The 13,362-nt window shown below is 55.2% G+C and carries 8 protein-coding genes, 1 tRNA gene and 3 rRNA genes; 3 read left to right on the forward strand and 9 right to left on the reverse strand.

Features of this window, described 5'->3' with window-relative positions; translation table 11 throughout:
• Positions 1-16: 16 nt before the first annotated feature.
• A complete protein-coding gene (locus AC1M2H_RS26100; RefSeq protein WP_480149633.1) occupies positions 17-763 on the forward strand; it encodes a Crp/Fnr family transcriptional regulator in 747 nt (248 codons plus the stop codon).
• Between the two features lie 219 nt (positions 764-982).
• Here AC1M2H_RS26100 and rrf read toward each other — a convergent pair.
• From rrf to AC1M2H_RS26120, 4 genes are all read right to left on the reverse strand, one after another.
• A 5S ribosomal RNA gene (gene rrf, locus AC1M2H_RS26105) occupies positions 983-1,098 on the reverse strand.
• A 196-nt stretch (positions 1,099-1,294) separates the two neighbouring features.
• Positions 1,295-4,201: ribosomal RNA gene (locus AC1M2H_RS26110) — 23S ribosomal RNA — on the reverse strand.
• A gap of 230 nt (positions 4,202-4,431) precedes the next feature.
• Positions 4,432-4,506, reverse strand: a tRNA-Glu gene (locus AC1M2H_RS26115).
• An 87-nt stretch (positions 4,507-4,593) separates the two neighbouring features.
• Positions 4,594-6,133 (reverse strand): 16S ribosomal RNA (locus tag AC1M2H_RS26120).
• Together the 16S, 23S and 5S rRNA genes with 1 tRNA gene alongside form the textbook arrangement of a ribosomal RNA operon.
• A 627-nt stretch (positions 6,134-6,760) precedes the next feature.
• On the opposite strand from AC1M2H_RS26120, the gene purH reads away from it, so the two are divergent.
• Both purH and purD read left to right on the forward strand, forming a co-directional pair.
• On the forward strand, positions 6,761-8,350 hold the full coding sequence (purH, locus tag AC1M2H_RS26125; RefSeq protein WP_480149634.1) for a bifunctional phosphoribosylaminoimidazolecarboxamide formyltransferase/IMP cyclohydrolase: 1,590 nt from the start codon (positions 6,761-6,763) through the stop codon (positions 8,348-8,350).
• Between the two features lie 15 nt (positions 8,351-8,365).
• Positions 8,366-9,655, forward strand: coding sequence for a phosphoribosylamine--glycine ligase (gene purD, locus AC1M2H_RS26130; RefSeq protein WP_480149635.1), 1,290 nt, complete (start codon positions 8,366-8,368; stop codon positions 9,653-9,655).
• 148 nt (positions 9,656-9,803) lie between these two features.
• On the opposite strand, the gene AC1M2H_RS26135 is transcribed toward purD, so the two are convergent.
• From AC1M2H_RS26135 to hemE, 5 genes are all read right to left on the reverse strand, one after another.
• Positions 9,804-10,496 (reverse strand): DUF1481 domain-containing protein, encoded by a 693-nt coding sequence (locus AC1M2H_RS26135; RefSeq protein WP_480152039.1) that lies wholly within the window; start codon positions 10,494-10,496, stop codon positions 9,804-9,806.
• A gap of 12 nt (positions 10,497-10,508) precedes the next feature.
• Positions 10,509-10,781, reverse strand: a complete 273-nt coding sequence (hupA, locus tag AC1M2H_RS26140; RefSeq protein ID WP_004097675.1) for a nucleoid-associated protein HU-alpha — start codon at positions 10,779-10,781, stop codon at positions 10,509-10,511.
• 185 nt (positions 10,782-10,966) lie between these two features.
• Positions 10,967-11,557, reverse strand: a complete 591-nt coding sequence (locus tag AC1M2H_RS26145; RefSeq protein ID WP_480149636.1) for a YjaG family protein — start codon at positions 11,555-11,557, stop codon at positions 10,967-10,969.
• Positions 11,558-11,599: 42 nt separating this feature from the next.
• On the reverse strand, positions 11,600-12,271 hold the full coding sequence (gene nfi / locus AC1M2H_RS26150; protein WP_480149637.1) for a deoxyribonuclease V: 672 nt from the start codon (positions 12,269-12,271) through the stop codon (positions 11,600-11,602).
• 9 nt (positions 12,272-12,280) lie between these two features.
• Positions 12,281-13,345, reverse strand: a complete 1,065-nt coding sequence (gene hemE, locus AC1M2H_RS26155; RefSeq protein WP_480149638.1) for a uroporphyrinogen decarboxylase — start codon at positions 13,343-13,345, stop codon at positions 12,281-12,283.
• Positions 13,346-13,362 lie beyond the last annotated feature (17 nt).

Raw genomic sequence — 13,362 nt, forward strand, 5'->3', positions numbered from 1 at the left:
CAGGACAGCAACAACGATGGTTAAGATATTGGCTGTAGCACAGGAGTCACATGAATGGAATCTTCAGCAGGATGAGATCCAGGCTATCCTGCTGACCAGTAGCTGGTTCCGGGCGCTACCTGATTATCTTAGTGGGCAGATGTTGTCCCGTGCCAGCTTTTATCAGTATGAAAACGGTGAAGTGATCCACTATCGGGGAGATGAATCACAGGCGCTGTATGCGGTCATTACCGGATCCGTCAAAGTCAGCTCCGTCTCAGCCGATGGCAAAGAGTGCATTTTCCGCTATCTTTCACCCGGTAACTGGTTTGGTGAAATCGGTATGATCGACAAATCAGCCCGTACCCACGATGCCAGAGCTCTTGGCAAAACAATACTGCTGACGCTGAAACCACGCGACGTGGAGTCGCTTTTGCAGCACTATCCCATCCTCCACCATTTTCTGGCACTACTGCTGTGTAAAGTGGTGCGCAACGCCTTCACGATGCTCCATGACAGCGCGCTTTTATCCGTCTCAGCCCGTCTGGCGAAACGTCTGGTGAGCTTGTCGGAAGGCTATGGCGAATGGCATGAGAAAGGCGTATTAATCAACCTTTACTTAACCCAGGACGACCTGGCAACCATTATCAATACCACCCGTCAGACTATTAATAAGCGTCTGGTTGCATGGGAAAAGTTGGGATGGATTGAGGCAAAATACGGCAAGATTTTAATCGTGAATATGAGCGCACTCAGGCAACTCTATATTGATGAAGATGAATAGTCCAAAACGCAAAAAGCCCATCCGCGAGGATGGGCTTTTTACTGATTTGATGCCTGGCAGTTTATGGCGGGCGTCCTGCCCGCCACCCTCCGGGCCGTTGCTCCGCAACGTTCAAATCCGCTCCCGGCGGATTTGTCCTCCTCCGGAGAGCGCTCACCGACAAACGTCAGACAAAACAAAAGGCCCAGTCTTTCGACTGAGCCTTTCGTTTTATTTGATGCCTGGCAGTTCCCTACTCTCACATGGGGAGACCCCACACTACCATCGGCGCTACGGCGTTTCACTTCTGAGTTCGGCATGGGATCAGGTGGGACCACCGCGCTGTTGCCGCCAGGCAAATTCTTTGTGCTCAGTACGCCATTCTTTATCGCATCAGCTGCGTTGCCTGCGCTCGTAAACTCAGTCACATACTCCAGTATGCTCCTTCCTTTCCTTCGCTTGCCGCCTTGCTGCTGCGCAAATTATTGCGTACTCAACTCTGAATCAGTGCTGAAAATCTTCTCAAATCCGCCAAAACAGCTTCGGCGTTGTAAGGTTAAGCCTCACGGTTCATTAGTATCGGTTAGCTCAACGTATCGCTACGCTTACACACCCGACCTATCAACGTCGTCGTCTTCAACGTTCCTTCAGGACTCTCAAGGAGTCAGGGAGAACTCATCTCGGGGCAAGTTTCGTGCTTAGATGCTTTCAGCACTTATCTTTTCCGCATTTAGCTACCGGGCAATGCCATTGGCATGACAACCCGAACACCAGTGATGCGTCCACTCCGGTCCTCTCGTACTAGGAGCAGCCCCCCTCAATTCTCCAGCGCCCACGGCAGATAGGGACCGAACTGTCTCACGACGTTCTAAACCCAGCTCGCGTACCACTTTAAACGGCGAACAGCCGTACCCTTGGGACCTACTTCAGCCCCAGGATGTGATGAGCCGACATCGAGGTGCCAAACACCGCCGTCGATATGAACTCTTGGGCGGTATCAGCCTGTTATCCCCGGAGTACCTTTTATCCGTTGAGCGATGGCCCTTCCATTCAGAACCACCGGATCACTATGACCTGCTTTCGCACCTGCTCGCGCCGTCACGCTCGCAGTCAAGCTAGCTTATGCCATTGCACTAACCTCCTGATGTCCGACCAGGATTAGCTAACCTTCGTGCTCCTCCGTTACTCTTTGGGAGGAGACCGCCCCAGTCAAACTACCCACCAGACACTGTCCGCAACCCGGATTACGGGCCCACGTTAGAACACCAGCCATTAAAGGGTGGTATTTCAAGGATGGCTCCACGCAGACTGGCGTCCACGCTTCAAAGCCTCCCACCTATCCTACACATCAAGGACCAGTGTTCAGTGTCAAGCTATAGTAAAGGTTCACGGGGTCTTTCCGTCTTGCCGCGGGTACACTGCATCTTCACAGCGAGTTCAATTTCACTGAGTCTCGGGTGGAGACAGCCTGGCCATCATTACGCCATTCGTGCAGGTCGGAACTTACCCGACAAGGAATTTCGCTACCTTAGGACCGTTATAGTTACGGCCGCCGTTTACCGGGGCTTCGATCAAGAGCTTCTCCTTACGGATAACCCCATCAATTAACCTTCCGGCACCGGGCAGGCGTCACACCGTATACGTCCACTTTCGTGTTTGCACAGTGCTGTGTTTTTAATAAACAGTTGCAGCCAGCTGGTATCTTCGACTGAGTTCAGCTCCACGAGCGAGTCGCTTCACTTACCATCAGCGTGCCTTCTCCCGAAGTTACGGCACCATTTTGCCTAGTTCCTTCACCCGAGTTCTCTCAAGCGCCTTGGTATTCTCTACCTGACCACCTGTGTCGGTTTGGGGTACGATTTGATGTTACCTGATGCTTAGAGGCTTTTCCTGGAAGCAGGGCATTTGTTACTTCAGCACCGTAGTGCCTCGTCGTCACACCTCAGCGTTAAAAGGTTCCGGATTTACCTGGAACCTCCGCCTACATGCTTAAACCGGGACAACCGTCGCCCGGCTAACATAGCCTTCTCCGTCCCCCCTTCGCAGTAACACCGAGTACAGGAATATTAACCTGTTTCCCATCGACTACGCCTTTCGGCCTCGCCTTAGGGGTCGACTCACCCTGCCCCGATTAACGTTGGACAGGAACCCTTGGTCTTCCGGCGAGCGGGCTTTTCACCCGCTTTATCGTTACTTATGTCAGCATTCGCACTTCTGATACCTCCAGCAACCCTCACAGGCCACCTTCAACGGCTTACAGAACGCTCCCCTACCCAACAACGCATACGCGTCGCTGCCGCAGCTTCGGTGCATGGTTTAGCCCCGTTACATCTTCCGCGCAGGCCGACTCGACCAGTGAGCTATTACGCTTTCTTTAAATGATGGCTGCTTCTAAGCCAACATCCTGGCTGTCTGGGCCTTCCCACATCGTTTCCCACTTAACCATGACTTTGGGACCTTAGCTGGCGGTCTGGGTTGTTTCCCTCTTCACGACGGACGTTAGCACCCGCCGTGTGTCTCCCGTGATAACATTCTTCGGTATTCGTAGTTTGCATCGGGTTGGTAAGTCGGGATGACCCCCTAGCCGAAACAGTGCTCTACCCCCGAAGATGAGTTCACGAGGCGCTACCTAAATAGCTTTCGGGGAGAACCAGCTATCTCCCGGTTTGATTGGCCTTTCACCCCCAGCCACAAGTCATCCGCTAATTTTTCAACATTAGTCGGTTCGGTCCTCCAGTTAGTGTTACCCAACCTTCAACCTGCCCATGGCTAGATCACCGGGTTTCGGGTCTATACCCTGCAACTTAACGCCCAGTTAAGACTCGGTTTCCCTGCGGCTCCCCTATACGGTTAACCTTGCTACAGAATATAAGTCGCTGACCCATTATACAAAAGGTACGCAGTCACCCCATAAAAGAGGCTCCCACTGCTTGTACGTACACGGTTTCAGGTTCTTTTTCACTCCCCTCGCCGGGGTTCTTTTCGCCTTTCCCTCACGGTACTGGTTCACTATCGGTCAGTCAGGAGTATTTAGCCTTGGAGGATGGTCCCCCCATATTCAGACAGGATACCACGTGTCCCGCCCTACTCTTCGAACTCACAGAATGTGCATTTTAGTGTACGGGAGTATCACCCTGTACCCTGCGACTTTCCAGACGCTTCCACTAACACACAAACTGATTCAGGTTCCGGGCTGCTCCCCGTTCGCTCGCCGCTACTGGGGGAATCTCGGTTGATTTCTTTTCCTCGGGGTACTTAGATGTTTCAGTTCCCCCGGTTCGCTTCGTTAAGCTATGTATTCACTTAACGATAGTGCAACGAATTGCACTGGGTTTCCCCATTCGGAAATCGCCGGTTATAACGGTTCATATCACCTTACCGACGCTTATCGCAGATTAGCACGTCCTTCATCGCCTCTGACTGCCAGGGCATCCACCGTGTACGCTTAGTCGCTTAACCTCACAACCCGAAGCTGTTTCGTAAAACAGTCGCGTTGCGAAAATTTGAGAGACTCGAACACACCGCTTTTCCTTTCTTAATTACGGAGGAAGGAAACGATGTGTCGTTTCAATTTTCAGCTTGATCCAGATTTTTAAAGAGCAAATATCTCAAACGTGACTTGCTATTTTCATAGCGTAATCAGTTTTGAGATACTGATGGGTTGTGCCTTTCACTCACGAACCAGCAAGTGGCGTCCCCTAGGGGATTCGAACCCCTGTTGCCGCCGTGAAAGGGCGGAGTCCTAACCGCTAGACGAAGGGGACACAAAGTGTCTCGACTTCGCAGCCGTCTTGCTTCTCTACATCTATCAGACAATCTGTGTGAGCACTACAAAGGCAGGTTCTTTCAGGTAAGGAGGTGATCCAACCGCAGGTTCCCCTACGGTTACCTTGTTACGACTTCACCCCAGTCATGAATCACAAAGTGGTAAGCGCCCTCCCGAAGGTTAAGCTACCTACTTCTTTTGCAACCCACTCCCATGGTGTGACGGGCGGTGTGTACAAGGCCCGGGAACGTATTCACCGTGGCATTCTGATCCACGATTACTAGCGATTCCGACTTCACGGAGTCGAGTTGCAGACTCCGATCCGGACTACGACATACTTTATGAGGTCCGCTTGCTCTCGCGAGGTCGCTTCTCTTTGTATATGCCATTGTAGCACGTGTGTAGCCCTGGTCGTAAGGGCCATGATGACTTGACGTCATCCCCACCTTCCTCCAGTTTATCACTGGCAGTCTCCTTTGAGTTCCCGGCCTAACCGCTGGCAACAAAGGATAAGGGTTGCGCTCGTTGCGGGACTTAACCCAACATTTCACAACACGAGCTGACGACAGCCATGCAGCACCTGTCTCACGGTTCCCGAAGGCACTAAAGCATCTCTGCTGAATTCCGTGGATGTCAAGACCAGGTAAGGTTCTTCGCGTTGCATCGAATTAAACCACATGCTCCACCGCTTGTGCGGGCCCCCGTCAATTCATTTGAGTTTTAACCTTGCGGCCGTACTCCCCAGGCGGTCGACTTAACGCGTTAGCTCCGGAAGCCACTCCTCAAGGGAACAACCTCCAAGTCGACATCGTTTACAGCGTGGACTACCAGGGTATCTAATCCTGTTTGCTCCCCACGCTTTCGCACCTGAGCGTCAGTCTTTGTCCAGGGGGCCGCCTTCGCCACCGGTATTCCTCCAGATCTCTACGCATTTCACCGCTACACCTGGAATTCTACCCCCCTCTACAAGACTCAAGCCTGCCAGTTTCAAATGCAGTTCCCAGGTTGAGCCCGGGGATTTCACATCTGACTTAACAGACCGCCTGCGTGCGCTTTACGCCCAGTAATTCCGATTAACGCTTGCACCCTCCGTATTACCGCGGCTGCTGGCACGGAGTTAGCCGGTGCTTCTTCTGCGAGTAACGTCAATTGCTGAGGTTATTAACCTCAACACCTTCCTCCTCGCTGAAAGTACTTTACAACCCGAAGGCCTTCTTCATACACGCGGCATGGCTGCATCAGGCTTGCGCCCATTGTGCAATATTCCCCACTGCTGCCTCCCGTAGGAGTCTGGACCGTGTCTCAGTTCCAGTGTGGCTGGTCATCCTCTCAGACCAGCTAGGGATCGTCGCCTAGGTGAGCCATTACCTCACCTACAAGCTAATCCCATCTGGGCACATCTGATGGCATGAGGCCCGAAGGTCCCCCACTTTGGTCTTGCGACGTTATGCGGTATTAGCTACCGTTTCCAGTAGTTATCCCCCTCCATCAGGCAGTTTCCCAGACATTACTCACCCGTCCGCCGCTCGTCACCCGAGAGCAAGCTCTCTGTGCTACCGCCCGACTTGCATGTGTTAGGCCTGCCGCCAGCGTTCAATCTGAGCCATGATCAAACTCTTCAATTTAAGTTTGATGCTCTTGAATTAAACTTCGTAATGAATTACGTATGTTCACTCAGAGACTTGGTATTCATTTTTCGTCCGAGGACGTTAAGAATCCATGTCACTTTGAGTGCCCACACAGATTGTCTGATAAATTGTTAAAGAGCAGTGCAACGCGGCTTTCGCTCACCGTTGCGAGGTGGCGTATAATACGCTTTCCTCTTGCAGAGTCAACCCTGAATTTCAGATGTTTCTCTGTCAACCCGGCGGCTTGTTTGCCGTTGTTCCGTGTCGATGGAGGCGCATTATAGGGAGTTCTCGAGCGCCCGCAATAGTTAAATTGCAGAAAAATGACTGACTGCTGCATTCCCCAGCAAAACCCCGGTTTATACCCTGTTACGCACAGAATTATCCACAGACCGTCGGCGTTCCTTCTCTATAAAGGCCGTCGTTACGCTCTTCTATTAAGGAGAGATAAGGAAAGATTTCGCCCTGCTAAGAGAAAGATAAAAATTCGCGAGCGTTGCGCAAACGTTTTCGTTACAATGCCGCGCTATGACACGGACGCCCGGTTGGGTGCGTTAGGTGAGTTTTTAGGCAAAAACTCACCTAACGCTCTCTGTAATGTTCAAATCCTGGGGATTTAATACCATGCAACAACGTCGTCCAGTCCGCCGCGCCCTGCTCAGTGTTTCTGATAAGGCCGGTATCGTCGAATTCGCGCAGGCTCTTTCCGCTCGTGGTGTTGAGCTACTCTCTACGGGCGGTACCGCACGCCTGCTGGCAGAGAAAGGCCTGCCGGTAACCGAAGTCTCTGACTACACCGGTTTCCCGGAAATGATGGATGGACGCGTGAAGACCCTGCATCCGAAAGTACACGGCGGTATTCTGGGTCGTCGCGGTCAGGATGATGAGATCATGGCGCAGCACGCTATCTCTCCTATTGATATGGTCGTCGTTAACCTTTACCCGTTTGCCCAGACCGTCGCCCGTGAAGGCTGCTCGCTGGAAGATGCGGTTGAGAACATCGATATCGGCGGCCCGACCATGGTGCGCTCCGCAGCCAAGAACCATAAAGATGTCGCGATCGTTGTTAAGAGCAGCGACTACGCCGCCATTATTAAAGAGATGGACGCCAACGAAGGCTCCCTGACTCTCGAAACCCGTTTTGACCTCGCCATTAAAGCTTTTGAGCACACCGCCGCCTATGACAGCATGATTGCCAACTACTTCGGCAGCATGGTTCCGGCCTATCACGGTGAAACTCAGGAAGCTTCAGGCCGCTTCCCGCGTACCCTGAACCTGAACTTCATTAAGAAGCAGGATATGCGCTACGGCGAGAACAGCCATCAGCAGGCCGCCTTCTATATAGAAGAAGAAATTAAGGAAGCATCCGTTGCCACCGCCCAGCAGCTGCAGGGCAAAGCGCTTTCCTACAACAACATTGCCGATACCGATGCGGCGCTGGAGTGCGTGAAAGAGTTCAGCGAGCCGGCGTGCGTTATCGTCAAGCACGCCAATCCGTGCGGCGTTGCGGTAAGCGATTCCCTGCTGGATGCCTACGACCGCGCCTATAAAACCGATCCGACCTCAGCGTTCGGCGGCATTATCGCCTTCAACCGCGAGCTGGATGCCGAAACCGCGCAGGCCATTATCTCCCGCCAGTTTGTCGAAGTGATCATCGCCCCCTCCGCTAGCGAAGAGGCGCTGAAAATCACCGCGGCGAAACAGAACGTCCGCGTGCTGACCTGCGGCGAGTGGACCTCACGCGTACCAGGCCTTGATTTCAAACGCGTTAACGGCGGGCTGCTGGTGCAGGATCGCGATCTGGGTATGGTCACCAGCGGTGAACTGCGCGTGGTCAGCAAGCGCCAGCCAAGCGAGCAGGAGCTGCGCGATGCGCTGTTCTGCTGGAAAGTGGCCAAGTTCGTCAAATCCAACGCTATCGTTTATGCCAAAGAGAATATGACCATCGGCATAGGCGCAGGCCAGATGAGCCGCGTTTACTCCGCCAAAATTGCCGGGATTAAAGCCGGCGACGAAGGCCTGGAAGTGAAAGGCTCAGCCATGGCATCCGACGCATTCTTCCCGTTCCGTGACGGCATTGATGCGGCCGCGGCCGTGGGCGTGAGCTGCGTGATCCAGCCGGGCGGCTCTATTCGCGACGATGAAGTCATTGCCGCCGCCGACGAGCACGGCATCGCGATGATCTTCACCGACATGCGCCATTTCCGCCATTAATTCACGGAGTAACAGATGAAAGTATTAGTGATTGGTAACGGCGGGCGCGAGCACGCGTTAGGCTGGAAAGCAGCGCAATCGCCGCTGGTTGATACCGTTTATGTGGCTCCGGGTAATGCCGGCACCGCCCTGGAACCCGCGCTGCAGAACGTGGCGATCGGCGTGACCGACATTCCGGCGCTGCTGAGCTTCGCACAGCGTGAAAATATCGATCTGACCATCGTCGGCCCTGAAGCGCCGCTGGTAATCGGTATCGTGGATGCCTTCCGCGCCGCCGGACTGAAAATCTTCGGCCCAACGGAAGGTGCCGCTCAGCTCGAGGGCTCTAAGGCCTTCACTAAAGATTTCCTCGCGCGCCATAAGATCCCCACCGCCGAGTACCAAAACTTTACCGAGATTGAGCCTGCCCTCGCGTACCTGCGGGAGAAAGGCGCGCCGATCGTTATCAAAGCCGACGGCCTGGCGGCCGGGAAAGGCGTGATTGTCGCGATGACGCTCGAAGAGGCGGAAGCCGCCGTTCACGATATGCTGGCAGGCAATGCCTTCGGCGACGCCGGCCATCGCATCGTTATTGAAGAGTTCCTCGACGGCGAAGAGGCCAGCTTTATCGTGATGGTCGATGGCGAGCACGTTCTGCCGATGGCCACCAGCCAGGACCACAAACGCGTCGGTAATGGCGATACGGGTCCTAACACCGGCGGCATGGGCGCGTACTCTCCGGCCCCGGTGGTCACCGATGAGGTTCATCAGCGCACCATGGAGCGTATCATTTGGCCAACGGTCAAAGGGATGGCGGCGGAAGGCAATACCTATACAGGCTTTCTCTACGCCGGTCTGATGATCGATAAGCAGGGCAACCCGAAAGTTATCGAGTTCAACTGCCGCTTCGGCGATCCGGAAACGCAGCCCATCATGCTGCGCATGAAGTCGGACATGGTGGAGCTGTGCCTCGCTGCCTGCGACGGCAAGCTGGATGAGAAAACGTCAGAGTGGGACAGCCGCGCCTCTCTCGGCGTGGTTGTGGCCGCGGGCGGCTATCCGGGCAGCTACGCTACCGGCGATGAGATCTTCGGCCTGCCGCAGGAAGACGCGGCGGATGGCAAAGTGTTCCATGCGGGCACCCGGCTTTCTGCCGACCAGCGCGTGCTCACCAACGGCGGACGCGTACTGTGCGTAACGGCGCTGGGCGATAGCGTGGCTCAGGCGCAGCAGCGCGCCTATGAACTGCTTACCGACATCCGTTGGACCGGCAGCTTTAGCCGCGGCGATATCGGCTGGCGCGCCATCGCTCGCGAGCAAAACTAACGGCGTCATTTCATCCGTCGGGTTTACGCTCCCTTCTGTATTAACGGGCGGCCTCATTAATTTGTGGCCGCCCGTTTTATTTGTCATGCGCGGAGTACGGCTCTGCAAGGAGCGGCGAAGCAAGAGGAGATGAAGCGCGGATAAAGCGTTAGAAGGTTTTTTCCTGCGGTTGCCAGGTACAGAAGTCTTCGTTTGCCACCAGCAGCAGCTGCGAACCTTCAGAGGCTTCCAGCCACGCGACGCTGACCTCTACGGACGAGTGATCCTGACGGCGGGCGATATGGGCTAACGACCGGGCATCGAGGTCGGGCTTAACGGTCTGCCCTTCACAGGTGGTGACGGTCCGATCGGCGTGCCAGCGTCCCTGACGCAGCACAACGCGGCCCTGACGCAATGCGTCGCTGGTCTGGCGAATCTGCGTCGCCCGGTAGCGGTAGAGCGCGACCTGGTCGCTGGAGAGCTGCTGCTTTTGCCCGTCGATTTCACGCTGCATAAAGCTCAGCTCGCCCTGGTCATCAAAGCGGGCGCGAATATGTTCCGTGGTCTTGCCGTAAACGTTGAGCTCAATCAGCGTCAGCCGATCGTCCTGCCAGCGGTACTCGCTGGTTGAGGTATTGCCGTGACGCCACGGGCTAAAAGCGGCGAGAAGATGCACCTCGCCATGGGAATCCTGGCGCCAGATCCGCATCGCTCCCTGATTGTCAGCATAGCCGCTGGCGGTAAAAGGCGGGAGCGAGGAATCATGGCTGCAGGCAGTGAGCAGCAGTACGCCTGCCAGCGTCAGCGCGCGACGCCAAACAGACAAAAGGGGCTTCGAGGCCCCTTCGGTAAAACAGTTCACTGCCACGCGGTCTTACTTAACTGCGTCTTTCAGTGCTTTGCCTGAAACAAACGCCGGCACGTTAGCAGCGGCAATTTTGATTTCATTACCGGTCTGCGGGTTGCGGCCAGTACGCTCAGCGCGGTGGTTCACTTTGAAGGTACCGAAGCCAACCAGTTGGACAGCATCACCTTCTTTCAGAGACTCAGTAATTGCAGCCAGGGTAGATTCCAGGGCAGCTTTTGCCTGCGCTTTGGACAGGTCAGCTTTGTCCGCAATTACATCAATCAGTTGAGTCTTGTTCATAAGTTATCCTTACAATGTGTTTATCGCTTGCTAAGCACCGAGTGCGACGGAAATGCTGAAAAACACTCTCCTGCATACACGCACCGATAGCCACTTTTTTTCGCCCTCCAAATGTAGACCAGACGGGGGGCGGAATGGAAGCCTTCAGACGCTACAATTCAGGCGGTAAATCACGTTTTCTGGTCTCATTGCTTAAAATTTATACCAATATTGCTCTCGCCGGCTTCACGAAGGTCGGCACGCAGTCCTTTTATCAGTTCAATATCGCGCTCTTCGCACTCGGCCAGCAGGCGGAAAATTTCCCACTGAATGTCCCATTCTTGTTCAACCGCCGGGTTCTCTTTGAGCTCTTCGTCGGTCATTTCACGACCTGCCTGGGTCATTTCCAGCATCGCGACGGTGGTAATGGAACTCTTGCTCACCTCAATGGCGTGCTCGAGGGTTTCGCCGCTCAGGCGCGAATGAATCAGTTCACTCAGAGCAACACAGGCATCGATCGCCGGATAGACGCCGTACAGATCATAGTCGTCAGCCACCGGAATCGCCTCTTCCAGTTTCTCCAGCTGGCTATCGAAATTCACCTTTGCGTCTTTAACCGTTAAGGTTTCCCAGATCAGATCGAGGATACGGCGATACAGCTGGCCATCGGCAAATTCGGTTTGCTGGCAAAACATGGCGTAATTGGGGTACATGCGCTCACACAAGCAGGCCATAAAAGTGACGTGCTGCCAGCTTTCCAGCTTCTCCAGGCGCAGATGAATCGGGTTTTGTAACATGATGAATTCTCGAAGTCAGAAATTAGCCGCAGTTTACCTGAATCAGCCGTGATTTGCTTGCCAACGGATAAACGCCGGGCGCTCCGATGCCACCGCATCCGCCCAGCGCGTCGGCTCCGGCAGGCGATAGCCTCTCATACAGCGCTCCACCCACATTAGGGCGCTATCCAGGCCAACCCGGTGGCCGGTGCTGACAAAGAGCGGGTTACAGCGCACCTTGCTGCGCAGCACCCACGCCAGCTGTTCGTTTTTATCCATCAGCGGCGACAGTGCCCCCGGTTCATCGCCCGGAGAGTCGCATTTGCCGCACAGGCGCTTTTTCGCCACGCCGATGGTGGGCACATCCACCAACAGCCCGAAATGGCTGGCTACGCCAAGACGGCGGGGATGGGAAATGCCGTGGCCGTCAACGAACAGCAGATCCGGTTTCTGCGAAAGCAGCTCCCACGCCGCCAGCAGCGCGGGAGTTTCACGAAAGGAGAGGAAGCCGGGAATATAGGGCATGGTGGTGGCAACGCGCGCCACCTGATACTCAACCAGCTCCAGCGAAGGCCAGGCCAGCAGCACCATCGCCGCGCGGGTGACTTCTCCCTCCTGCTCAAACCCCACATCCGCGCCGCCGATCAGCCGCGGCGGATCGCGATCCAGCCGATCTTCACGAATGACCGATTCTGCTAAATCCCGCTGCAGGGTCCGGAGAGAAGCCAAATCCATAGTCGCTCCTTAGCGATGATACTGCGCCGACAGCCGGTGTACCGCCTCCACAAACACGCCGGCATGCGCAGGATCCACGTCCTGATGAATGCCGTGACCGAGGTTAAAGACGTGGCCTTCTCCCTGCCCAAAGCCGGCCAGGATGGTCGCCACCTCTTCTTCAATGCGGGCCGCGGGTGCATAAAGCATGGAGGGATCCATATTGCCCTGCAGCGCGACCTTGTGGCCAACGCGACGGCGCGCATCGGCGATATCGGTAGTCCAGTCGAGGCCCAGCGCATCGCAGCCGGTCTCCGCAATCGCTTCCAGCCACTGTCCGCCGCCTTTGGTAAACAGGGTCACCGGCACGCGGCGGCCTTCATTTTCGCGCAGCAGGCCATCGACGATTTTATGCATGTAGTAGAGCGAGAACTGCTGATAATCGCGGCCGGTCAGCGCTCCGCCCCAGGTATCGAAAATCATCACCGACTGCGCGCCGGCTTTAATTTGCGCGTTCAGGTACAGCGTGACGCTTTTGGCCAGCTTATCGAGCAAGGCGTGCAGCGTCTTCGGCTCGGCGTACATCATCTTCTTGATCACGGTAAAGGCTTTGCTGCTGCCGCCTTCAACCATATAGGTCGCCAGCGTCCACGGGCTGCCGGAGAAGCCAATCAGCGGAACCTCGCCTTTTAGCTCACGGCGGATGGTACGCACCGCGTTCATTACATAGCCGAGCTCATCTTCCGGATCGGGGATCGGCAGTTTGTCGACGTCGGCTTTGCAGGTAACTGGCGAGGTAAAGCGCGGGCCTTCGCCGGCTTCAAAGTAGAGCCCCAGGCCCATCGCGTCCGGAATGGTCAGAATGTCTGAAAAGAGGATCGCCGCGTCCAGCGCATAGCGGCGCAGCGGCTGCAGCGTCACTTCGCAAGCCAGCTCGGCATTTTTACACAGCGACATAAAATCGCCCGCTTCGGCGCGAGTGGCTTTGTACTCCGGTAAATAGCGGCCCGCCTGGCGCATCATCCACACCGGGGTCACGTCAACGGGCTGGCGCAGCAGCGCACGCAGATAACGATCGTTCTTCAGTTCGGTCATTTTGCAGTTCCTTAATG

The sequence above is a fragment of the Klebsiella sp. F11 genome (genome assembly GCF_056712265.1).